Consider the following 22,417-nt stretch of genomic DNA (forward strand, 5'->3'; position numbering starts at 1 on the left):
GCCGCTAGCGCACCTGCGTGCGGCGCACGAGCACCGCCCAGATGGCCGCGCCGAACGCGGCAATCACGGCGAGCATCGCCATGTACTGCCACCAGGCGAGGCCGAACAGCCCATCGAGCCAGCCGGCGAATGTCGGCGAGACGATCGCCGCGATCGCGAGCGCAGCGACGATGGCTGCGGCCGCGATCACGAAGCTCCAGACGAACTTCTGCTGCCAGTTGCTGTGCGCGGCGACGAAGGCGGCGCCCACAAACATCACGGCGAGGGCGATGAGCGCCGCTTGAATTGCCGTTTGCCACAGCGGGCCCGTACCGACGTAGACGACGTCGAAGAACCGCACCCGCAGCCCATAGCCGTCGGTCGCCAGCTCGAGCGCGCGGCCGACGACCACGAGCGCGGTAAACGCGACGGCGTAGCCGACGAAGACGAGGCTCGTGCCGGCGAGGTACTCGCGGCGGGTGAGACCGAGCCCGAGCGAGAGCGGAAAGTACTGCCCCATGGAGATGAAGCCGAGGCCGACGACGGGCCCGAGCACGGTGAAGATCGCGCCGTTGAAGCGCATCCCCTCCTCCATACCGGGAACCCCGTTGCCGCCGTCGACCTGGTTGACGGCGTAGCCGATGGCGATGACGATGACGAGCGCCATGCACATCGTGATGAGCGGCCAGCCGATGATCTGAAGTTTGTTTGCCGTGTGCAGTTGCACGACGCTGCGGGTACGCATGAGGGCTCCTTAGCGCTCGGCGGCGGTGGCCGCGGGTTCACGGGTGGTGAGGTGCACGACGTAGTCCTGCAGCGAGATTGGGGTGACGTCGAGCCCCGCGGCGCGCGCCGCCGCGCGATTCTCGTCGCGGTCACCGAGCACCGCCGCGGTGGCGAGCGAGCCGATGGACTTCAGGCTCAGGGTTTCCCGGTCGGCGGCGAACGCGCGCACGTCGGCGGCCCGCCCGGAGACCTCGACCGCGGCGTCCTGCAGGTCTTCGACCGGCGCATCGGCGAGCACGCGCCCGCGGTCGAGCAGTACGACGTGCTCGAGCAGGTTGGCGACCTCGTCGATGTGGTGGGTCGAGAGCAGCACGGTGCGCGGATGCTCGGAATAGTCGGCGAGTAGGCGATCGAAGAAGAGGCGCCGCGCGACGGCATCGAGGCCGAGGTAGGGCTCGTCGAAGATCGTGAGCGGGGCGCGCGACGCCAGCCCGACGATGATGCCGACGGCAGACAGCTGGCCGCGCGAGAGCTTCGGGATGTTCCGCGTGAGCGGGAGCTGGAACGCGTCGATGAGGTCGTCGGCGAGGTCGCTCGACCAGTTCGGGTAGAGCCCCGCGGCGATCGTGAAGAGATCGCGGGGCCGGTAGGTGTCGGGGTACTTCTGACTCTCCTGGATGAAGGCGGTACGGCTGAGCACGCCGGCGTTCTCAACCGGGTTCTCACCGAACACGCGCAGCGTGCCCGAGCTTGCGAACTGCTGCCCCGTGAGGAGCTTCATCAGCGTGGTCTTGCCGGCGCCGTTGCGGCCGAGCAGGCCGTAGATGCGGTCGGCCTCGAGCGAGATGGTGACGTCGTCGATCGCGGTGACGTCGCGGTACCGCTTGGTTACGTTTTGGGTTTCGATAGCGGTCACGATGTGGACTCCTCGGTAATCATGCGGGCGAGTTCGTCGGGGTGGATTTCGAGCTGGGCGGCTTCGCGCAACAGCGGTTCGATGTAGTGCACGCGGAAGGCGTCGCGACGACGTCGACGGAGCACGTCGAGCGCGCCCGGAGTGACGAACATGCCGATCCCCCGGCGCTTCGTGAGAATGCCGGCGTCGACGAGCCGGTTGAGGCCTTTGCCCGCGGTCGCGGGATTGATGCGGAGGAACGCGGCGAGCTCATTCGTCGAGGGCACGGCCTCGCCCTCGGCGTAGGTGCCGTCGAGAATGCCGTTCTCGAGCTGTTCGGCCACCGCGATGAACAGTGGCTTCGAGTCGTCGATCACGCCGCCTCCTGGGGAATGCGCGGCGCCGGCTGTCCGGCGCACTGGTTCATTACTCAACTAACTAACCAGAGAACCTAAGCCCCGTCAACCCCGTCATCGCCGCTGACTTGTGCACACCGGTCGATTCCCCGCCCACAACGCTGTGGCGCACCGCACGTGCTCGCGGCTCCGACCGGACTAGGCTTGCTCGTTGGGTCGTTTCTACGAAAGGGAATGCATGTCGGAATCGCCAAAGCAGAAGCTCGAAGTCCCTCCGGAGATCTCGCGATCGTGGCTACTGCTCTCGGCCCGGGCGACGAACAAGTTCGACGCGGCCCGCGCATCCCGAACCGACCAGGTCATTCTCGACTGCGAAGACGGCGTCGACACGAACTACAAGGACGAGGCGCGCGACGACGTGCTGACCTGGTTCGCGCAGGGCGGCAAGGCCTGGGTGCGCATCAACCCGCGCAGCACGGACTTCTGGAAGGCCGACGTCGAGGCCCTCGCCGGGGTCGACGGCCTGCAGGGCGTCATGCTCGCGAAGGTCGAGTACGCCGACGAGGTCACCGAGACGTTCGAGCGGCTCGGCGAGTCGACCCCCGTCATCCCCCTCATCGAGTCGGCCCTCGGCATCGAGTCGGCCGTCGACATCGCGAAGGCGAAGGGCGTGTTCCGCCTCGCGTTCGGCTCGGGCGACTACCGCCGCGACACCGGCACCGAGGCGACCGACCTCGCCATGTCGTATCCGCGCTCACGCCTCACGACGGCGAGCGCCATCGCCGGCCTCACTGGCCCGATCGACGGCCCGACCGTGAGTAAGAGCCACCCGATCATTCGCGAGCAGTCGGAGACCGCCGTGAGCCTCGGCCTCACCGGCAAGCTCTGCCTCGACGTCAACCAGCTCCCGGTCATCAACGAGTGCTTCAGCCCGCCGCCCGCCGACGTCGGCTGGGCGCGCGACTTCATCGAGGAGTTCAACGCCCGCGGCCGCATCGTGCGCGACGGCAGTGACCTTCCCCGGCTCAAGCGCGCCGAGCGCATCGACTCGCTCGCCCGCGCCTTCGGCATCGAGCCCGTGCGGTTCTAGCGAGCCCCACGCCGGCGCGGTAGCGGCGGAACCACCACGGCCCCGGGTGGGGTGGATGCGCGCATCCACCCCACCCGGGGCCGATTGGTTTGGTCGCTACTTCTTCGCGGCGAAGCGGAAGAGCTTCTTGTTCGCGAACTCGAGCATGCCGACCTTGCCGAGCTCACGACCGTAGCCCGACTTCTTCACGCCACCGAAGGGCACGTCGGCACCCTCGAGGCCGGTCGCGTTGATGAAGACCATGCCGACGTCGAGCTGGTTGCCGACCTCCTCGGCGTGCGCCTCGTCGTCGCAGAACACGGCCGAACCGAGGCCGTAGGGCGACGAGTTCGCGAGGGTGATCGCCTCGTCATCGGTCGAGAACTTGTACAGCTGCGCGACGGGGCCGAACAGCTCCTGGCTGTAGACGTCCATCTCGGGCGTCACGCCCGTGATGACCGACGGGGTGTAGACGTTCCCGTTCGGCTCGTTGTCGCCCACGAGCACCTCGGCGCCCTGGTCGATCGCGCCCTGCACCTGCTTCGTGAGCGTCGACGTCGCGCCGGCCGACGAGAGCGGGCCGAAGTCGCCGTTCTCGTACGACTGGCCCGCGATCGCGGCCTTGAACTTCTCGGCGAACTCGTCGAAGACCGACTCGTGCACCACGATGCGCTTCGAGCCGTTGCAGGCCTGACCGGTGTTCTCCATGCGCCCGCCGACGGCGTGCCGCACGGCGCGGTCGATGTTGCCCGTGCCCTCGAGCACGACGAACACGTCGGAGCCACCGAGCTCGAGCACGCACTTCTTCAGGTGCTTACCCGCCTGCTCGGCGACGATCGCGCCGGCGCGCTCCGAGCCCGTGAGCGAGACGCCCTGCACGCGGTCGTCAGCGATGATGTCGGAGATCTGGTCGTGCGTCGCGAAGATGTTCACGTACGCGCCCTCGGGGAAGCCGGCGTCGAGGAACAGCTGCTGCAGCGCGAGCGCCGACTCGGGGCACTGCGCGGCGTGCTTGAGCACGACCGTGTTGCCGAGGATGAGGTTCGGCACCGCGAAGCGAGCGACCTGATAGTACGGGTAGTTCCACGGCATGATGCCAAGGATCACGCCGGTGCCCTGGAAGCGGAAGAACGAGCGCAGCCCGTCTTCGACCTTGAGCTCCTCGTCGGCGAGCCACTCTTCAGCGTTCTCGCCGAACGCCTTCGAGATGGCGCCCGAGAACTCCGCCTCACCGATCGACTGGTCGAGGGGCTTGCCCATCTCGCGGTTGATGATTGCGCCGAGCTCGTCCTTGCGCTCGTCGAACAGCTCGCCGAGGCGAACCGCGAGCTTCGCGCGCTCGGCGACCGTGGTCTTGCGCGACCACTCCTGGTAGGTCTTCTGGGTCGAGGCGAGGGCCTGCTCGATGTCGGCGGCGGTCGCGTCGGGATACTCGGCGACGGTCTCGCCAGTCGCGGGGTTAATGACTGCGAACGTGGTCATTTGGGGAACTCCAACTCTCATTCGGCGTTGAACAGGTGAACGACATTCAATATTGCACATTCGGGCTGGGAACGCGCTCCGTTTCCGCCTGACGCTGCCGCCGACGCGGGCCATCGGCGGGCTCGAAACCTGAGTGTTACCCTTGAAAAGTTGGTCGTGCGCGATTCTCTGCGCACGAGTTCCGACCCTCCCACTCGATCGGTGCCCCGAACTTCCCGGCACCCGGTGCGAACGCACGGAACTCCGCCCGCCGCAACGGCGCGGGCGTCGGCCGAAGTTTTCCTGCCCAATTCAAAAGGAGATGCATGACGAGCGCGCCCGGACGCAGTGAACTCGGTGGAACCGAACGCCGCCACAACAGTGGCACCGACGAGGGCCGCCCGCCGATTTCGAGCAGCGAGCTCGAGCGGGCCCGCATCGAGCTCACGACCGAGGCCGACTCCGCACCCCGCGTGAACTGGCGTGTGTTCATCATCGCCGCCCTGATCATCCTCGCGTTCTCGCTCTGGGCGATCTTCGCGCCGGCGGCGGCGCAGACGACGATGCAGCAGGTCGTCGGCTGGATCTCGGAGAACCTCGGCTGGTTCTACGTGCTCACCGTCACGGTCGTCATCGGCTTCGTGCTCTGGGTCGCCTTCTCGAAGGAGGGCTCGGTGCGGCTCGGGCCCGACCATTCGCGCCCGCAATACAAGTTCTTCACGTGGGTCTCGATGCTCTTCGCCGCCGGCGTCGGCATCGACATGCTCTTCTACTCGGTCACGGGGCCAATTCAGCACTACCTGACGCCGCCCGACGCGACGGCCGAGAGTGCGGCTGCACTGCAGAACTCGGTCGTGTGGACGATGTTCCACTACGGCATCGCCGGCTGGGCCATGTACTCCCTGCTCGGCATGGCGATGGGCTACTTCGCGTACCGCTGGGGCATGCCGCTGTCGATCCGTGCCGCGATCTACCCGCTGCTCGGCAAGCGCGTCAAGGGCGGCATCGGCGACACGATCGACATCTTCGCGCTCGTCGGCACCGTCATGGGCGTCGCGACCTCGATGGGCATCGGCGTCGTGCTCCTCAACATCGGCTTCGCCTGGCTCTTCGGTCTCGAGGAGGGCCTCGCGCTGCAGATCGCGCTCGTCGCGGTCGCGGTCATCATGACCATCGCCGCGTGCACCTCGGGCGTCGACAAGGGCATACGCCTCATCTCGGAGCTCAACCTCTGGAGCGCTGCCGCGATGATGCTCTACATCCTCTTCTCGGGCAAAACGGCGTTCCTGCTCAACGCGCTCATCGAAAACATCGGCCAGTTCATCGTCACCCTGCCCGGCCGCACGCTCGAGACCATGGCGTATCAAGACGGTGGCTCGGAGTGGATGAGCGGCGCCACGCTGTTCTTCTGGGCGTTCTGGCTCGCCTGGGGCCCCTTCGTCGGCCTCTTCCTTGCCCGCATCTCGCGCGGCCGCACGCTGCGGGAGTTCGTCATCGCCGCGATCACGGCGCCCGTGCTCTGCGACTTCTTCATCGTCTCAATCTTCGGCAACTCGGCCCTCTCGGTCGTGCTCGGCGGCAACACCGACTTTGCGAACCTCGCGGTCGAGAGCCCCGAGAAGGGGTGGTACGCCCTGCTCGAGATGTTCCCGGGCGCGGCGTTCCTCATCGGCCTCGCGACGCTGTCGGGCCTGCTGTTCTACCTCACCTCGGCGAACTCCGGCGCCATGGTCATGTCGAACTTCTCGTCGACGATTCGCGACCCCGGCCAGGACGGCCCGAAGTGGCTGCGGATCTTCTGGGCGCTACTCACCGCCGTGCTGACCGTCGCGATGCTCGTCGCCGGCGGCGTAACGACGATGGAGTACGCGACCCTCATCTTCGCGCTGCCCGTGACGATCATCGCCTACCTCGTCATGGCCGCGTTCTCGAAGGTGCTGCGCATGGAGCGCGCCGAGCGCGAGGGCACGGCGATGCGCCGCCGCTCGGTCGCCGCGACGGGCGGGAACGTGCCCGAGAAAACCTGGCGCCAGCGCCTCGCAAACCTCCGGTCGTATCCGTCGAAGCGCCAGGTCGTGCAGTACATCGAGCGCACCGCGGCCCCCGCACTCGCCGACGTGCGAGGCGAGTTCGAGAAGCTCGGCTACGCCGCGGCCCTCACGAGCGAGGTCGACGCCGAAACGGGCGTCGACAGCCACACGCTCACCGTGAGCATGGACGAGTACCGCGCGTTCGTCTACCGCATCGCCGCCGTCGAGGCGCCCGTGCCGGCCTTCGGCGGCCGCATGTCGCGCGAGGTCGACGTGTACTTCCGCCTCGAGGTGTTCACGCAGACCGGTTCCGAGGGCTACGACCTCATGGGGCTCACGAAGCAGCAGATCATCGACGACGTGCTCGACCGGTACGAGGGGCACCTCAGCTTCCTGCGGTACTCGACCGACCACGACGCGGCCTCGCTGCTCACGCCGGCCGACCCCGAGCCGGGTGAGGCGGCCCACTAGGGCAGCCTCACCGGTGCGCCCGAGCGCGCCCGCAGCGACCTAGAGTGAGCTGGTGACCACCACGAACTCGCGGGATGCGCGCCCGGCCTCGCCCGCGCATCCCGGCCGCCGCTCGGTGCTGCAGGCGCTGCTGCTGATACTCGCCGGTTCCCTCGGCATTCAGACCTCGGCGGCGATCTCGTCGGGGCTCTTCGACGCCTACGGCACGTACGGCACGTCGGCGTTGCGGATGCTCGTGGGCGCCGCGGTGCTGCTCGTACTCGTACGGCCGCGGATACGCGGGCGCAGCCGCGCGCAGTGGCTCGGCATCTCGGTGTACGGCATCGCGATGGCGGCAATGAACATCTGCCTGTACAACGCGATCGATCGCATCCCGCTCGGCATCGCGGTGACGCTCGAATTCCTCGGCCCCTGCGCCGTCGCGCTGCTCGGCTCGCGTCGCATTCGCGAGGGCATTTGCGCGGTCGTCGCCCTCGCGGGTGTCGCACTCATCTCGGTCGGGCCCGCCGGCTACTTCGACCTCGCCGGATATCTCTTCGGGCTCGGCGCCGCGCTCTTTTTCGCGCTCTACACGATCGGTGCCGACCGCATCGGCAAGGCGAGCAGCGGCCTCGACGGGGTCGCCCTGTCGGTGACCGTCGCCGCGATCGTGACGCTGCCGTTTGCCGTCGTGCAGGTGCCGCGCGTCACGCCTACTGACTGGGGCGTGCTCGTGCTCGTCGCGGTCATCGGGGTGGCGATGCCGTTCTCGGTCGACACGATCGCGGGGCGCATCACGTCGGCACGCATTATCGGCACGCTGTTCGCGATCGACCCGGCGATGGGCTGCCTCGTTGGCTTCGTCGTGCTCGGGCAGGCGGTGACCGTGACGGCGCTGTGTGGCGTCGGGCTCGTCGCGGTCGCCGGAGCACTCATCGTCTGGATCTCGAAGAAGCCGGCACCGATCGGCGAGCATCCGCTGCCGCCCGAATAGGGCCACCTGACAACACGGGTGACCGTGTGTGACGCGACCGTGCGCCAGATGACGGCACGTGAACCGGTGTGACGTGCCGGGTGTCGTGGGGCAGGCACTCCCCCTAGCTTGGCTCGCGACCATTCCACCGGGCGAACGGTCGCGGCCGCCACGCGTCGCGCCGTGCGCATTGCGGTGACTCAGCGGAAGGATGCCCATGCCCACGACACCCGAACTCCTCGCTCGATTCGCGCCCGTGTTTGCCGCGATCGCCGACGGTGCCCTCGAACGCGAACGCGAGCGCGCCCTGCCGGTCGCAGAGGTGCGGGCGCTCGCCGAGGCGGGCTTCGGCCGAGTGCGCCTGCCCGAGTCGGCGGGCGGGTTCGGCGCGACCGTGCCGCAGCTCGCCGCGCTGCTCGTCGAGCTCGCGGCAGCCGATTCAAACCTCGCGCAGATCTGGCGCGGCCACATCGCGTTCGTCGAAGACGTGCTGCTCTCGCGGCGCAGCGAGTTCCGGGCGCGCTGGCTCGACCGCATCGCGGCGGGCGCCGTGCTCGGCAACGCCTGGAGCGAGATCGGCACGGTCGAGCGCGGCCGGCTCGGCACGAAGATCGACGTCAACGGCGACGAGGCGCGCGTCACGGGCGAGAAGTTCTACACGACCGGCTCGATCTACGCCGACTACTCCGACACGACGGTCGAGGCCGCCGACGGCACGCAGTACATCGCGGTTGTGCCGCTCGCGCAAGGCGGTGTGACGATCAGCGACGACTGGGACGGCTTCGGCCAGCAGCTCACCGGCACCGGCACGATCGTGTTCGATGGCGCGACGCTCGACGCCGCCGACGTCGTGCCATTTGCCGATCGGTTCCCGTATCAGACGGCGCTCTACCAGCTCGTGCTGCTCGCGACCCACGCGGGTATCGCGCGGGCGGTGCTGCGCGACGCGTCAACCGCGGTGGCGGCGCGCGAGCGCACCTACAGCCACGGCAACGCCGACCGGGTGCGCAACGACCCGCAGATTCTGCAGGCCGTCGGCGAACTCGGCGCGACGTCGTACGCGAGCGACGCAATCGTGCAGCGCGTCGCGGAGTCGGTGCAGGCCGCCTACGAGACGGCCGATGCGGTGCGCGGCGGGCTCGGCGGCGACGCGGCGGTCGAGGCCGCCCATGACGCCGTCGTCGCGTCGGAGCTCGATTCGGCCCGCGCGCAGGTGACGCTCTCGAGGCTCGTGCCCGAGGCCGCGACCCGGCTCTTCGACTCGCTCGGGGCGTCGGGTGTGCGCGCGTCGGCCGCGCTCGACCGGCACTGGCGCAATGCCCGCACCGTCGCATCCCACAACCCGTGGCTCTACAAGGCACGCACCGTCGGCGACTTCGAGGTGAACGGCACCGAGCCCGGGTATCAGTGGACGATCGGCACGGTCGCGGCTACGACGCCCGCCGCACCGTAAGCAGCAGCACCGCGTCGTCGAGCGCGTCGACCGAGTGGCGCTCCGGCGGAATCGCAATGAGATCGCCCGCCGCGAGCGCCCACTCGTGCTCGGCGCTGTGCAGCCGAACTCGCCCGGCAAGCACCTGCAGGGTGGCCTCGGGCGGGCTGTCGTGCTCGGCGAGTCCCGAACCGGCGAGAATCGCGATCGCCGTCTGCCGCAGAATCGAGTCGTGATCGCCGAAGACGGTCGCGGCCGCCCGCTGCGCGCGGCTCGCGCGTGCCTTCTCGAGCAGGTCGTCGGCGAGCACGGGCAGGCTCCAGGCCTCGGCTCGTTCGGTCTCACGCATCGGGTGCCTCCCTCGTCGACGAGTGGGTCACTCCAGTCTCCCCCGCGTCTCTCCGCCTGTCGAATAGGCCCGCCACAGTTCGGCGTAGGCACCGCCGACCTCGAGGAGCTCGACGTGCGTGCCCTGTTCGATGACCCGCCCCTCGGCCATCACGAGAATGCGGTCGGCCACCTGCGCCTGCTGCAGCCGGTGGGCGACGACGATGCCCGTGCGGCCCTCGAGCGCCGCCGCCGCAGCCCGCTCGAGCCGCGCGGCACCGCGGCTGCCCGACTCGGCCGTCGCCTCGTCGAGAATGAGCACGGCCGGGTCGGCGAGCACCGCCCGGGCGAGGGCGAGCTGCGCGACCTGCTCGGGGGTGAGGGCGTGGCCGAGCTCGCCGACGACGGTTTCGGCGCCGTGTGGCAGAGCCGCAACCCAGTCGGATGCGCCGGCCACCTCGAGCGCGTGCGCCACCTCGGCGTCGCTCGCGTCATGCTTCGCGAGTCGGAGGTCGGCCGCGAGCGGGCCCGCGAACACGTGAGCCTCCTGCGAGACGAGTACGACGGGGCGCGGATGCGTGCCTGCGAACTCCTCGACGGGCCGGTCGTGCACCGTCACGGCGCCCTCCGCGGGCTCGACGAGCCCGGCGAGCACGACCGCGAGTGTCGACTTTCCCGCGCCGCTCGCGCCGACAACGGCGACCTGCTCGCCGTGCGCGACCTCGAGCGAGACGTCGTGCACGACGGGCACGTCGCCGTAGCGGTGCGTTAGCCCGTCGGCGCGGACGTCGCCGCGCGGCCGCTCCTCGATGGGGGCGAGCACGCGCTCGCGCTCCCCCGCCTCGATGACGCCGACCATGCGCGCGAGGCTCGCGGCGGCCGACTGCATCTCGTCGAAGCTGTGGACGATGATGCCGATCGGATTGAACAGGCGGTGGAAGTAGAGGGCTGCGGCGGTGACGGCGCCGACGGTCGCGGCGTCGAACGACACGAGGGCGAACCCGACCGCAATGATCGTGCCGAGGCCGACGAGCTCGGCGAAGTTCATCCATTTGCCCCAGGCGCTCGAGAACCACAGCACGGCGCGCGAGATGCCGCGGGCCCGGTCAGAGGCCGCGACGATGCCGTCGAGGTGCGCCGCCTCGGCCCCGTACGCGTGCACCGTCGGCAACCCCTCGAGCGACGCGATGAGCGATTCGGCGCGGTCGCCGAACGCGGCACGCTCAGCGTTATAGCGCGGGGCCGCGCGCGGAAGATACCAGCGCAGCGAGAGCACGTAGACGGGCACCGACGCGAGCCCCGCCACTGCGAGCCACGGGTTGAGCGCGAACAGGCCGGCGATGGTAAGCAGCACCGTGAGGAGTGCCCCGACCCACGGTGCGAGCAGGGCGACGACGACCTGGCTCACGACGGCGACGTCGTCGCCGACCCGCGCGAGGAGGTCGCCCCGCCCCGTCTCTTCGAGCCGCCGGGGCGGGAGGCGCAGGGCTGCACCGACGACGTCCTCGCGCATCCGTGCGAGCACGCGCTGGCCGATTCGCGCGACGAGCGCGCCGCTCGCGGCGCTGAGCACGGCGCTGAGCCCGCCGGCGCCCGCGACCCAGATCGCGAGGATGACGATTTCATGAGCGTCTCCCCCGCGCTGCACGGCGTCGACGATGAGCCCGACCACCCACGGCGCGACCACGCCGGCGAGTGCGGCGAGCCCCGCGAGCACGACCGTCGCGACCGTGAGCGCGCGTTGCCGACGAACGCTCCGGCCGAGCGCGCGCCGAATCCCCCGCCCGTTCGCGAGCGGCAGGCGCAGCGCGGCGCTCATGCGAGCACCCGCCCGCGGTAGTCGGCGTTGCCGTCGAGCAGCGCGGTGTGGGTCGCGCTCACGGGCCCGTCGGCGCCGACGAACACGACGCGATCGGTTTGCGCGAGCAGCGCCGGGCTCGAGGTCACGACGACCGTCGTGCGCGTCGCGTCGTCGCGGTCGTGGCGCAGTCGGCGAATGCCCGCAGCAATCACCTGCTCGGTCATCGCGTCGACCGCGCTCGTCGGCTCGAGCAGCACGAGGGCGGCCGGGTCGGTGTGGAGCGCCCGCGCGAGGGCGAGCCGCTGGCGCTGCCCACCCGAGAGGCTGAGGCCGCGGTCGTGGATGAGCGCGTCCATGCCCGTGGGCTGCGCCTCGACAAACTCGCGGGCGCCCGCCGCATCGATCGCGGCCGTCGGGTCGCCCGACGCGCCACCGAGGGCGAGGTTCTGCGCGATCGAACCGGCGAAGAGGTTCGGGCGATGCGGCTCGACGTGCCAGCCCCCGTCGGGCAGCCGCAGGCTCGCGACCACCTCGGCCTGCGCGGCCGGCTCGGCGACGATGCCGAGCAACTCCCCCGGCACCACCGCGATGTCGCGGCTGGTGCCGGGCCACACATCCTCGGCGACCGCGTCGTCGAGCACGCCGGCGACCCGGCCCGCCGACGCCTTCGCCGCCGCGCCGATCTTCAGGTACTCGCCGATCGCCGCGAGCGGTTCGGCGATGAACTGCGCCGCGCCGACGGCGGCAATGAACGAGCCAACCGTGATCGAGCCGTCGAGGGCGAGCAGTCCCGCGAACGCGACCGACACGGCGAGCACGACGGTCGAGGCGAGCACGCTCGCGCCGAGGTGCAGTGCGTTCGCGTCACCGGCGCGGATGCCCGCCATCGCGGCCGCGCGGCTCACCTCGCGGTACCGGCCGGTCGCGGTGCGCTGCGCGCCGAGCCCGTGCACGACGCGCAGGCCCGTCACGAGATCGGTCGCGAGCGCCGAGGCCGCAGCGAGCGTGCGCTGCTGCACCTCGACCCGGCGTGAGATTCGCGGCGAGAGCGCACCGAGCGCGAGCGTGACGAGCACGGCCGTGCCGATGAGCACGGCGCCGAGGCGCAGATCGATCGTGAGCAGCACGCCGCAGCTCACGGCGAGGGCGGCGCCGGCGCCGAACATCCCCGCGAGCCAGACGATGCTCCGCGACGCCTGGTCGGCGTCGGACGACGCGATCGTGAGCAGTTCGCCGTGCGCCCGCCGCGCCCCGCCCGGCCGCAGCGCGCTCGCCGCGAGCTCACGGCGCAAGTGATGGCTCTCGTCGATGACGGCACCCTGCCCGAACCGCGCGAACCAGCGGTAGCAAAGCGTGAGCGCCGTGAACAGCGCGGTCAGCCCCGCGAGGCAGGCGAGCAGGTACGGCAGCGAGCGGCCCGCAACGGCCGTGTCGATCGAGATGCCGATCGCGACCGGCACGAGCGCCTCGCAACTCTGGTGCCCCATGAGGCACAGGGCGGCCGACACGACGCGCGGCCGCTGGCGACGAAGGAGCTGCGAACGCAGGCGGCCAGGCCGCGGTGATGAATCTGGCATTGTTCTCAATCCTGAACCCGGCCGCGAGGCGCGGCAAGCGGCCGTTGCGGCGGATGACGGCGGCGGCAGATGACGGCTGCGGCGAAGACGCGAACGCCCGGCCGCGCGGGATGCGCGGCCGGGCGTTGGCGCGACGGCGGCTATTCGGTGCCGAGCGCCTCTTCAATGAGCGTCGGGAGCTCGTCGGCGGTGTACTGCACCGACAGCGGCGAGTTCGCCGAGAACGCCTGCGAGAGGTCGCCGTCGATCACGATCGCGTGGCCGTCCTGCACGGCCTGCAGCGCCTGCCACTGGGCGTCGTCGGTGATCTCGGTGGTGTCGATGAAGATCGGGAAGGCCACGATGAGGTCGGCCTCGAACACGTCGAGCTCCTCGCTCGAGACCGACGCGGCGAAGCCGGAGGCATCGGCCTCGAGCGCGGCGACCGACGGGTTCTGCGTGAAGCCGTAGGCCTCGAGCTGCTCGAGTCGGCCGTCGCCGGCGAGGTAGGCGCCCCACCCCTCGGAGGTCTTCGTGCCCACCGTCACGGTCTTGTCGGCCCACTCGGGGTGCGCCTCGGCGATCGCGGCGTTGCTCTCCTCGACCTGCGCGAGGAGCTCCTCGCCCTTCTCGGGCACGCCGAGCGCGGTCGCGATCATCGTGACCTGCTGGTCGAGGCTCGTGAGGTAGCTCTCGCCACCTTCGGGCACGCCGACGGTCGGGGCGATCTCGGAGAGCCGTTCGTAGCGGTCGGGGTCGCCGCTCGAGCGCACGTCGAGGATGAGGTCGGGCTCGAGCGCGGCGATCGCCTCGTACGAGGGCTCGAGGGTCTCGATGATCTCGGGGGCCTCGTCGTACATGCCTTCGGCCCACGGGCCGACGCCCTCGCCGCCGAAGCCGAGCCAGTCGGAGGCACCGACGGGCTGCACGCCGAGCGCGAGCGCCGTCTCGGCGTCCGACCAGCCGAGGGCGACGACGCGCTCGGGGGCCTCGTCGATCGTCACGTCACCGAACGCGGTCGTGACGGTCTGGGGGAACGTGCCCTCGCCCGCGGCGGACTCGCCGTCGGTGTCGGTGGTCGAGCCAGCGTCACCGCCGGTGGCGCAGCCGGTGAGCAGCAGCGCGGCCGCCGCGGCGGTCGCCAGGAGCCGTCGAGAAATTCGCATGATGAGACGCCTTTCGATATCGCGCTTGGGGAGGCGCGCGCAAACAGATTCTTCGCGCCGCGGGCAGAAATCCGCCGACGGATGCGTCGATACCGGTAAGGCTATCCTAAGATCGACTCGTGATCCGTGCCCACGAGACGCCGCCCGCGAGCGCGGCCGAGGCCCGCGCCGCAACCCGGCCCGCGGGGCTGTCGCGACGGCTCCTCGGCCTGCTCATCATTTTCGCGTGCCTCGCGGTTGCGATCATGGCGAGCTTTCTCGTCGGCTCACGCACCGTGTCCTCCGACGTCGTCGTTGACGCCCTCGTGGGCGGGGCAACCGGCTCCGACGCCGACGCGGTGCGCAACCTGCGGCTGCCCCGCACCGTGCTCGGCCTGCTCGTCGGCATGGCGCTTGGCGTCGCCGGCGCCCTCATTCAGTCGGTCACTCGCAACCCGCTCGCCGACCCGGGCATCCTCGGGGTGAACTCGGGCGCGGCGTTCGCGGTGGCGATCGGCGTCGGCGTGCTCGGCGTCACGGCGCCGCTCGGGTACGTCTGGTTCGCGTTCTTCGGCGCGCTGGTTACCACCGTGTTCGTCTACTTCATCGGCGCGGTCGGCCGGGGGCCGGTGAGCCCCGCCCGCATCACGCTCGCGGGCGTCGCAATCGGCGCCGTGCTCGCGGGCATCACGACCGGTCTCGTGCTCACGAATCCGCGCGGATTCAACGCGATGCGGGCGTGGGAGGCAGGGTCGTTCATGGATCGCGGCTGGGAGCCGGTGTCAGCGACCGCGTGGTCCGTCGGCATCGGGGTCGTGCTCGCACTCGCGCTCAGCCCATCGCTCAATACGATCGCGCTCGGCGACGACCTCGCGCAGGCACTCGGCGCGAACATCGTGCGCACCCGCATCCTCGCCGTCGTCGCGATCACCCTGCTCGCCGGCTCGGCGACGGCCATGGCCGGCCCCATCGCGTTCATCGGCCTCATGATTCCGCACATCGCCCGCTGGATTGTCGGCCCCGATCAGCGCTGGATCATCGCCTACTCCGCACTCCTCGCGCCGATTCTCGCGCTCACGGCCGATGTCATCGGCCGCGTCGCGCTCCCGAACGGCGAGCTGCAGGTCGGCATCGTCACCGCGATCGTCGGCGCCCCCGTGCTCATCGCGCTCGTGCGCCGACAGAGAGCGAGCGCCCTGTGAGCTACGTTTCGCCCCACGACGTTGCCCGCCGCCCGAAGCGGGATGCGCGCAAGTATCACGAGCGCGACGGTCACCTGCGCCTGTGGGTTCCGGGCGGCATGCTCCGCGTTCATCGCCGGGCTGTGTTCGTCTGCCTCCTCGTCGTGCTCGCGACGCTCGCGCTCGCCGTCTGGTCACTTTGCCTCGGGGACTATGCGCTCTCGGTGCCCGAGGTGGTCACGGCGATGTTCGGCGACGAGGGGTTCACCACAACGCTCGTGCGCGAGTGGCGTTTGCCGCGCGTCATTGCCGCGATCGTCTTCGGCGCGGCCCTCGCCGCATCCGGTGCGCTGTTCCAGACCCTCACCCGTAACCCGCTCGGCTCCCCCGACATCATCGGCTTCGCCTCGGGCTCGTACACCGGCGCGATCGTGGCCATCACCCTCATCGGCACGAACACGTTCTCGTCGACCGCGGGCGCACTGGTCGGCGGACTCGGCACGGCCGTTGTCGTCTACCTGCTCGCGTGGCGCGGAGGCGTGCAGGGCTTCCGCCTCATCATCGTCGGCATTGCAGTGACCGCCGTACTCCAGGCGGTGAACACCTACCTGCTGCTCCTCGCCCAGACCGAGGTGGCGATGGCCGCATCCATCTGGGGCGCGGGGTCGATCTCGCTCGTCGGCTGGGACGAGCTCGGGGTGTCGAGTATCTTGCTCGCGCTCCTCGGGGCGGCGACGGCGTTCACCCTGCCGTCACTGCGCCAGCTCGAGCTCGGCGACGATGCCGCGCTGGCGCACGGCGTACGGCTCGAGCCGATGCGCCTCACGGTGCTTGCCGTGGGCGTCGCGCTCGTCGCCGTCGTCACCGCCATCACGGGCCCAATCGCGTTCATCGCCCTCGCCGCGCCACAGATCGCGCGGCGGCTCACCGCGACCCCGGGCATCCCCCTCGGCACCTCGGCCGCGGTCGGTGCGCTGCTGCTACTCGCGGCCGACTTCATCGCCCAGCACGTCCTGGGCGGCTCGGTTCCCGTCGGCGTCGTGACGGTCGTCATCGGCGGCGCCTACCTCGTCGCGCTGCTCATTCAGGAGGCACGGAAACAGCTATGAGTACTCCGATCACCGTGAAGGGTTCGGCCCGCCTGCGCGCCGACGACGTCACGCTTGCCTACGACGGCCGCGTGATCTCCGAACAGCTCTCGATTGAGATTCCCGACGGTTCGTTTACCGTCATCGTCGGCCCGAACGCCTGCGGCAAGTCGACGCTGCTGCGCTCGCTCTCGCGCCTGCTCAAGCCGAGCGCCGGCAGCGTCGTGCTCGACGGCAAGGCGATCTCGAGCTACGGCGCGAAGGAGGTCGCGCGCATCGTCGGTCTGCTCCCCCAGACCTCGATCGCGCCCGACGGCATCACGGTTGCCGACCTCGTCGCCCGCGGCCGGTTCCCCCACCAGGGCCTCATTCGGCAGTGGAGCGCCGACGACGACGCGGCCGTCGAGCACGCGCTCGAGGTGACGAGCACCGCCGAGCTGCGGCGTCGGCAAGTTGACGAGCTCTCGGGCGGCCAACGTCAACGCGTGTGGGTCGCCATGGCGCTCGCGCAGCAGGCACCGATTCTGCTGCTCGACGAGCCAACGACCTACCTCGACATTGCCCACCAGTACGACCTGCTCAACCTCTTCGAAGACCTCAACCGCGCGGGCAGCACGCTCGTTGCGGTGCTGCACGACCTCAACCAGGCCGCTCGCTACGCGACACACATGATCGCGATGCGCGAGGGTGAGGTGCTCGCAACCGGCGCGCCGAGCGAGGTCGTTACCGAGCAGAACGTTCGGCGGGTGTTCGGCGTCGACGCGCTCGTGACCGACGATCCAGAGACGGGGACACCGCTCGTCGTACCCCGCGCGCGGACTGCGTCATAAGCACCGTCGCATTCGCCGCGACGATGACGACGATCGCGAGCCACGAGGCGAGGTCGAGGCGCTCGCCGAGCATGAGCCAGCCAACGATCGCCGCAATAATCGGGTGCACGCTCATGAACACGCCGAACATGTGGGTTGGCACGCGTCGCAACGCGAGCACATCAACGAAGTAGGGCACGCCCGACGACAGCAGCCCGGCGAGCAGCGCGTACGCGATAACCTGCCCCGTGAGCTCGGCGTTCGCAAGAATCCACACCCCGATCGGCAGGTACGCGAGCGCCGAGATCATCGCGGCGGTCGCGGAGCCCTGCACGCCCGGTAACCGCTGCCCGACGGCTCGATTCGCGAAAATGTAGAGCGCCCAGCACACCGCCGCCAGGCAGGCGAGGCCCACGCCGACATAGTCGGTGGATGCGCCGGGTCGCGTGAGCACGACGACGGCAATGCCCGCGGCGATGGCGCAGAGCACGTTGACGAGGCGCTTCGCCCCGAACACCGCGATCGCGAGGGGCCCGAGGAACTCGAGCGTGATCGTGAGCCCGAGCCCGATGCGGTCGATTGCGAGGTAGACGCAGAGGTTCATCGTCGCGAACGTGACGGCGAGCGCGACGACGGGCCGCCACTGCGCCTTCGTGAACCGCCAGAACCGCGGCCTCGCGATGCAGCCGAGCACGAGCGCGGCGACCCACTGCCGCACCGCGACGACCCCGACCGGGCCGATCACGGGGAAGATCATCGCCCCGAACGACGCCCCGAACTGCGACGATGTGCCGCCGAGCAGCATGAGCGCGACACCCGTCAGCCGGTCTCGCTGCCGGGGCTCGCCGACCTGCGCGACCGGTGCGGTCGGGAGGTGGTGTGCGCCGAGGTTCCGTGCCATATCGCCACGCTAGGCCGACTCGATCGTTACGCAAAATGAATATTTCGCCCCATTGATACGCTGAGCGTATGACAAGTCGTGAGTCGGATGCGCCGCGCAGCCGCGAGTCAAGGGCCGAGCGCGTCGAGCTGCGCCACCTACGCCACTTCGTCACCGTCGTCGACGCCGGCGGTTTCACCGCAGCGGCCGAGCGGCTCTTCGTGTCGCAGGCCGCCGTTTCACGCAACGTCCGCGCGCTTGAGGAGGCGATCGGGGTGCGGCTCCTCGCGCGCACGAGCCGCACGGTGCGCCCGACTGCGGCGGGTGTGCGCGTGCTCATGCGCGCCCGCACCACGCTCGCGGCCGTCGACGAACTCGTGCACGAGGCCGCCGCGGGAGAGAGCACGATCCTGCTCGGGCACGCCTGGGCGTCGTTCGGAGCGCGCACGCCGGTCTTCCAGCGCCGCTGGCGCGCGGAGCATCCCGACACGGCGCTGCGCTTCGTGCACCATCACGTGCCCTCGGGCGGGCTCGCCGAGGGCCTGTGCGACATCTCGATCGTGCGCGGTGATACCGACCTGAGGGCCTGGCCGCACGCCCTCGTCGGCCACGAACAGCGCGCGGCCGTCATGTCGACTGACGACCCGTGGGCCCGGCGCCGAGTGATTCGGTGGGATGAGCTGCGCACGCGACGACTGCTCGTCGACCGCGTCGCGGGCACGACCCACGCGGGGCTCTGGGAGGGCGAGCCGAAGCCCGAGGTCGCCCCCTCGGGCGGCATCGACGACTGGCTCGCGCTCATCGCCGCCGGCGAGGGCATTGGGGTGAGCGCCGAGGCGACCGCGGCGCAGTACCGCCGCGACGGCATCGTGTACCGAACGATTCGCGACGCGCCGCCGATTCCCGTGCACCTCGTCTGGAGGGCCGACGACGCGCATCCGCTCACCCCGGCCGTCGTCGCCCTCGCGATCGACCTCTACTACGGCGCCGACCGCTCGAGCTAGCCGTGGCGCGTGCGGCGCCGCGCGGGTAGCGAGTCGATCGGGGCGCGCGGCGGCACGACCGTCTTCATCACGAGGGTGGAGTTGAGTCGACGCACACCGGGCAGCTGCGAGAGCTGCTCGTCGTAGAGCTGCTGAAACTGTGCCTTCGATTCGGTCGCGACGTAGAGCTGGTAGTCGGGCTCGCCGAAGAGCCGGTGCGCCTGCATGACGTTCGGCAGGGCGGCCACGGCCGACTCGAACGTCGCAATCGAGGTGCCGTCGACCGTGTCGATCGTGACGAACACCACCGCCTCGAAGGGCAGCCCGAGCCGCTCGAGATCGATCTCGACGCCGAAGCCCCGAATCACCCCGCTTGCCTCGAGCTCCCGGAATCGTCGGTGGCAGGCCGACAGGCTCAGCCCGACCTTCGCGGCGAGCTCGGTCATGCTCGCGCGGCCGTCATCTTGCAGCAGCGAAAGAATCTTCGCGTCAATCGCGTCCATGCGAGAAATTCTTGCATGGAGGCACGACCAACGTGATGAGAATCGAAGCACATTTCGCGTGCTTCTCAATAATCTTCAGGCGTGACGGGGCGCGGCGGGCGCGCCCGACGACGGAGGAAGGGGCCCGAGCCGTGGACGGTTCGCTCGTGATCGCATTCTGGGGTGTTTCCGCGATGTTTATCCTGCTTCCGGGCGCCGATTGGGCGTACATCCTCGCGTCGGGCTCCCGACGCGGCGGCGCGACCCCGGCAATCGGCGGCATGATGACCGGCCACCTCGTCGTGATCGTCGGCGTCGCGGCGGGCATCGCCGCAGTCGTCGCCGCGTTCCCCCTTGCCTTGACCGCACTGTCGGTCGCCGGCGGCGGCTACCTCGTCTACCTCGGCGTCTCATCGCTGCGCTCCGGCGCCGACACGAACCCCGACGTGAAGGACGTCTCGGTGAACCCCGGCGGCCTGTATGCGCGCGGCGTCGGCGTCAGCCTCCTCAACCCCAAGGTGTTCCTGCTGCTGCTCGCCCTGCTCCCCCAGTTCACGACCCCGAACGGCAGCGTGCCGCTCAGCCTGCAGCTGCTGGCGCTCGGCGGCGTGCACCTCGTCACCTGCACCGTGGTCTACCTGCTCCTCGGCTTCGGCGCCGGCATCGTGCTCGAGCGGCGCCCGGGTACCGCACGCATCGTGCGGCTCGTGTCGGGCGGCATCATGATCCTCATCGGCGCGCTCGTCATCGGCGAACAGGTCGTCGAGCACCTGCGCTAAACGCGGCGGCGTACGCTGGGCCCGACCTGACGACGGGTACCGCCCACGAGCCCAAGGAAGTGCCCGGATGCCACTCGTGCTGTCACACACCACGTGGGATGCCCACGACCCACACACCATCGCGGAGTTTTGGCGCGAGCTACTCGGGTGGGAGATCGCCGAACCCGACTGTTACCACCCCGGCTCCGACGAGTGCTACCTCGCGAGCCCCGACGGGCACACGATCCTCTTTCTCGAGGTTCCCGACGCGAAACGGGTGAAGAACCGCGCGCACATGGATCTTCGCCCCGCCGCGGGGTCCACCCGTGACGACGAGATCGATCGCGCCGTTTCGCTCGGCGCGACGATCGTTGCCGACCACCGCGACGACCTGAGCTGGGCGGTCATGGCCGACCCTGAGGGCAACGAGTTCTGCATTCTCAAGACGTCGGCGAGCGCCTGACGAACGCCGACTGACCAACACGGACTGGCCAGGAGCGACCGACGCATCCCGCACCTGGCACCGCCCGGCGCCGCGCGGCAATCGCGCGCGCCGGGCGGTCTGCGGGCCCGGAACCCCGGGGAGGGAGGATCAGTTGGGTGCGCCCGCCCCGTCGCTACGGGAACAGCACGCCGAACAGCAGCGATGAAATCGCGAGGCCCGCGACGAGGTTCACCACCGTGCCGACGAAGAACACGAGAATCGGCTTCCAGCCCGCCTCGCGCAGCGCACCGAACCGGAACTCGAGACCGATCGACACGAACGCGAGCGTGAAGAACGCCGTCTGGAGCGTCTTCGCGGCATTCATGCCGTTGTCGAGCCACGCACCATCCTCGAGCGCGGCGGGGAACGACGCGGCGAGCACCGACACGAGCACCGAAGCCACGATGAAGCCGAGCACGAACTTCGGGAAGCGCTTCCACACCTCGCCCCAGCCCGAGCGGGTAACCGACATCGCGTCGACACCGGCCTGCCGGTCAACCTTGAGGGTGAAGTAGACCGACAGCGCCACCGCGACGAAGCCGATGAGCGCGTTCTGAATCATCTTCACGATCGACGCATACTGCAGCACCTCGTCGCCCGCGACGGCGCCGGCCGCGGTGACGGCGGCGGTCGTGTCGATGTTGCCGCCGATCCAGGCGCCCGTCACGAGCGGTGAGAGGCCGAACAGCTCGGCAAGCCACGGCAACAGGAAGATCGCAGGGAGCGCGAAGACGATCACGAGGCCGGCGACGTACGCGAGCTGCTCCTTCTTCGCGTGCACGGCGCCGGCCGCGGCGACCGCGGCCGAGACGCCACAGATCGACAGCGCCGACGCGAGCAATGCGCGCAGGTGCGGCTCGAGGCCAATGATGCCGGCGAACCACCAGGTGAAGAAGAACACGACGCTGATGAGCAGGAGCGCCTGCACGACCGCGGGCAGCCCCATGTCGAGGATCACGGTGATGTTCACGCCGGCGCCGAGCAGCACGAGGCCGATCTTGATGAAGAACTCGGTGCGGAATCCGCCCGAGAGCCGATCGCGCACCCCGAGCAGCGAGAGGATGCCGTTGAACGCGAAGCCGAGAATGATCGCGTAGACGGGGAACTCGATCGACTTTGCGACCTGCCCAAACCAGGTGCCGGCGGTCCAGTCAGGCAGGTTACTCGTGAGCACCTGCACGACCCAGGCGAGGGCGACGACGATGACGAGGCCCGCGAGCGTCCAGGCGCCCGACCCCTTCGGCTCGGGCTGCGCATCCTCGTGCACGACGGATGCGTGGTCGGCGTTCGTGGCGGTCATGAGAGGAAGATCCCCTTGATGTCGGGAATCACCTGAAGCAGGCAGAGCCCAAGAATCACGAGCCCGATGACGGTCGCGGCCCAGTCCTCGTTGAGCGAGAACTTGCCGTGGGTGTCGGGGGCCTGCACGTCGGTGGGCGGGATATCGACGTAATCGCCGCGATCGTGTGGCTGAGACATCGCTCCTCCTGAGCTACAAGCAATTCCAGTGACCTAACAACACAGCATTGTAGCCACGGCGGGTTGCCGCGAG

22 protein-coding genes are annotated in these 22,417 nt (G+C 69.8%); 10 read left to right on the forward strand and 12 right to left on the reverse strand.

Annotated elements, in window-relative coordinates:
- Nucleotides 1–4: 4 nt before the first annotated feature.
- The 3 genes from G328_RS15950 to G328_RS0109610 are packed head-to-tail and all read right to left on the reverse strand — an operon-like array spanning nt 5 to nt 1,977.
- The gene (locus G328_RS15950) at nt 5–724 is read right to left on the reverse strand and encodes a hypothetical protein (RefSeq protein WP_019619137.1); all 720 of its coding nucleotides are present in this window, start codon (nt 722–724) and stop codon (nt 5–7) included.
- Nucleotides 725–733: 9 nt separating this feature from the next.
- On the reverse strand, nt 734–1,621 hold the full coding sequence (locus G328_RS0109605; RefSeq protein WP_019619138.1) for an ATP-binding cassette domain-containing protein: 888 nt from the start codon (nt 1,619–1,621) through the stop codon (nt 734–736).
- A complete protein-coding gene (locus G328_RS0109610; RefSeq protein WP_019619139.1) occupies nt 1,618–1,977 on the reverse strand; it encodes a GntR family transcriptional regulator in 360 nt (119 codons plus the stop codon). The genes G328_RS0109605 and G328_RS0109610 overlap by 4 nt, the downstream gene beginning before the upstream one ends.
- Before the next feature lie 217 nt (nt 1,978–2,194).
- Here G328_RS0109610 and G328_RS0109615 point away from each other — a divergent pair, with 217 nt between their 5' ends.
- Nucleotides 2,195–3,046 carry an HpcH/HpaI aldolase/citrate lyase family protein gene (locus tag G328_RS0109615; protein ID WP_019619140.1) on the forward strand — a complete coding sequence of 284 codons (852 nt, stop codon included), beginning with the start codon at nt 2,195–2,197 and terminating at the stop codon, nt 3,044–3,046.
- A gap of 96 nt (nt 3,047–3,142) precedes the next feature.
- On the opposite strand, the gene G328_RS0109620 is transcribed toward G328_RS0109615, so the two are convergent.
- A complete protein-coding gene (locus G328_RS0109620) occupies nt 3,143–4,507 on the reverse strand; it encodes an NAD-dependent succinate-semialdehyde dehydrogenase (RefSeq protein ID WP_019619141.1) in 1,365 nt (454 codons plus the stop codon).
- Between the two features lie 305 nt (nt 4,508–4,812).
- Between G328_RS0109620 and betT the strand changes: the two genes are divergently transcribed.
- The 3 genes from betT to G328_RS0109635 all read left to right on the forward strand — a co-directional run bounded on the left by betT (nt 4,813) and on the right by G328_RS0109635 (nt 9,392).
- Entirely contained in the window at nt 4,813–6,987 is a 2,175-nt protein-coding gene (gene betT / locus G328_RS0109625; RefSeq protein ID WP_019619142.1) for a choline BCCT transporter BetT, read from the forward strand.
- 52 nt (nt 6,988–7,039) lie between these two features.
- A complete protein-coding gene (locus G328_RS0109630) occupies nt 7,040–7,960 on the forward strand; it encodes an EamA family transporter (RefSeq protein WP_019619143.1) in 921 nt (306 codons plus the stop codon).
- 196 nt (nt 7,961–8,156) lie between these two features.
- Entirely contained in the window at nt 8,157–9,392 is a 1,236-nt protein-coding gene (locus G328_RS0109635) for an acyl-CoA dehydrogenase family protein (RefSeq protein ID WP_019619144.1), read from the forward strand.
- Here the strand turns inward: G328_RS0109635 and G328_RS0109640 are convergent.
- From G328_RS0109640 to G328_RS0109655, 4 genes are all read right to left on the reverse strand, one after another.
- Nucleotides 9,370–9,720 (reverse strand): cupin domain-containing protein, encoded by a 351-nt coding sequence (locus G328_RS0109640; RefSeq protein WP_019619145.1) that lies wholly within the window; start codon nt 9,718–9,720, stop codon nt 9,370–9,372. The two genes, G328_RS0109635 and G328_RS0109640, sit on opposite strands and share 23 nt — an antisense overlap.
- Nucleotides 9,721–9,747: 27 nt before the next feature.
- Nucleotides 9,748–11,517, reverse strand: coding sequence for an ABC transporter ATP-binding protein (locus G328_RS0109645; protein WP_019619146.1), 1,770 nt, complete (start codon nt 11,515–11,517; stop codon nt 9,748–9,750).
- Nucleotides 11,514–13,076 (reverse strand): ABC transporter transmembrane domain-containing protein, encoded by a 1,563-nt coding sequence (locus G328_RS0109650; protein WP_019619147.1) that lies wholly within the window; start codon nt 13,074–13,076, stop codon nt 11,514–11,516. Before G328_RS0109650 ends, G328_RS0109645 begins: the two co-directional genes overlap by 4 nt.
- A 140-nt stretch (nt 13,077–13,216) precedes the next feature.
- Complete coding sequence (locus tag G328_RS0109655; RefSeq protein ID WP_019619148.1) at nt 13,217–14,221, reverse strand: iron-siderophore ABC transporter substrate-binding protein; 1,005 nt, start codon at nt 14,219–14,221, stop codon at nt 13,217–13,219.
- A 119-nt stretch (nt 14,222–14,340) separates the two neighbouring features.
- Between G328_RS0109655 and G328_RS0109660 the strand changes: the two genes are divergently transcribed.
- From G328_RS0109660 to G328_RS0109670, 3 genes are read left to right on the forward strand one after another with little or no spacing between them, the layout of a single operon-like run.
- Nucleotides 14,341–15,402 (forward strand): iron chelate uptake ABC transporter family permease subunit, encoded by a 1,062-nt coding sequence (locus tag G328_RS0109660; RefSeq protein WP_019619149.1) that lies wholly within the window; start codon nt 14,341–14,343, stop codon nt 15,400–15,402.
- Complete coding sequence (locus G328_RS0109665) at nt 15,399–16,490, forward strand: FecCD family ABC transporter permease (RefSeq protein WP_019619150.1); 1,092 nt, start codon at nt 15,399–15,401, stop codon at nt 16,488–16,490. The genes G328_RS0109660 and G328_RS0109665 overlap by 4 nt, the downstream gene beginning before the upstream one ends.
- Entirely contained in the window at nt 16,487–17,299 is an 813-nt protein-coding gene (locus G328_RS0109670) for an ABC transporter ATP-binding protein (protein WP_019619151.1), read from the forward strand. Before G328_RS0109665 ends, G328_RS0109670 begins: the two co-directional genes overlap by 4 nt.
- Here the strand turns inward: G328_RS0109670 and G328_RS16195 are convergent.
- A complete protein-coding gene (locus tag G328_RS16195; RefSeq protein WP_083919611.1) occupies nt 17,193–18,179 on the reverse strand; it encodes an EamA family transporter in 987 nt (328 codons plus the stop codon). The two genes, G328_RS0109670 and G328_RS16195, sit on opposite strands and share 107 nt — an antisense overlap.
- Nucleotides 18,180–18,247: 68 nt before the next feature.
- On the opposite strand from G328_RS16195, the gene G328_RS0109690 reads away from it, so the two are divergent.
- Nucleotides 18,248–19,162, forward strand: coding sequence for a LysR family transcriptional regulator (locus G328_RS0109690; RefSeq protein WP_019619155.1), 915 nt, complete (start codon nt 18,248–18,250; stop codon nt 19,160–19,162).
- Here G328_RS0109690 and G328_RS0109695 read toward each other — a convergent pair.
- Nucleotides 19,159–19,644: an Lrp/AsnC family transcriptional regulator gene (locus G328_RS0109695; RefSeq protein WP_019619156.1), complete on the reverse strand. Its 486-nt coding sequence runs from the start codon at nt 19,642–19,644 to the stop codon at nt 19,159–19,161. The two genes, G328_RS0109690 and G328_RS0109695, sit on opposite strands and share 4 nt — an antisense overlap.
- 131 nt (nt 19,645–19,775) lie before the next feature.
- On the opposite strand from G328_RS0109695, the gene G328_RS0109700 reads away from it, so the two are divergent.
- Together G328_RS0109700 and G328_RS0109705 are read left to right on the forward strand one after the other, a co-directional pair.
- Nucleotides 19,776–20,402: a LysE family translocator gene (locus G328_RS0109700; RefSeq protein ID WP_019619157.1), complete on the forward strand. Its 627-nt coding sequence runs from the start codon at nt 19,776–19,778 to the stop codon at nt 20,400–20,402.
- Between the two features lie 67 nt (nt 20,403–20,469).
- Nucleotides 20,470–20,844, forward strand: a complete 375-nt coding sequence (locus tag G328_RS0109705; RefSeq protein ID WP_019619158.1) for a VOC family protein — start codon at nt 20,470–20,472, stop codon at nt 20,842–20,844.
- A gap of 154 nt (nt 20,845–20,998) precedes the next feature.
- Here G328_RS0109705 and G328_RS0109710 read toward each other — a convergent pair whose 3' ends face one another.
- On the reverse strand, nt 20,999–22,165 hold the full coding sequence (locus tag G328_RS0109710) for a YeiH family protein (protein WP_019619159.1): 1,167 nt from the start codon (nt 22,163–22,165) through the stop codon (nt 20,999–21,001).
- Nucleotides 22,162–22,344, reverse strand: coding sequence for a hypothetical protein (locus tag G328_RS15035; RefSeq protein WP_019619160.1), 183 nt, complete (start codon nt 22,342–22,344; stop codon nt 22,162–22,164). The genes G328_RS0109710 and G328_RS15035 overlap by 4 nt, the downstream gene beginning before the upstream one ends.
- Between the last annotated feature and the right edge of the window lie 73 nt (nt 22,345–22,417).

The organism is [Zimmermannella] faecalis ATCC 13722 (assembly GCF_000381765.1).
In the GTDB taxonomy this organism is placed as follows: domain Bacteria; phylum Actinomycetota; class Actinomycetes; order Actinomycetales; family Microbacteriaceae; genus Gulosibacter; species Gulosibacter faecalis.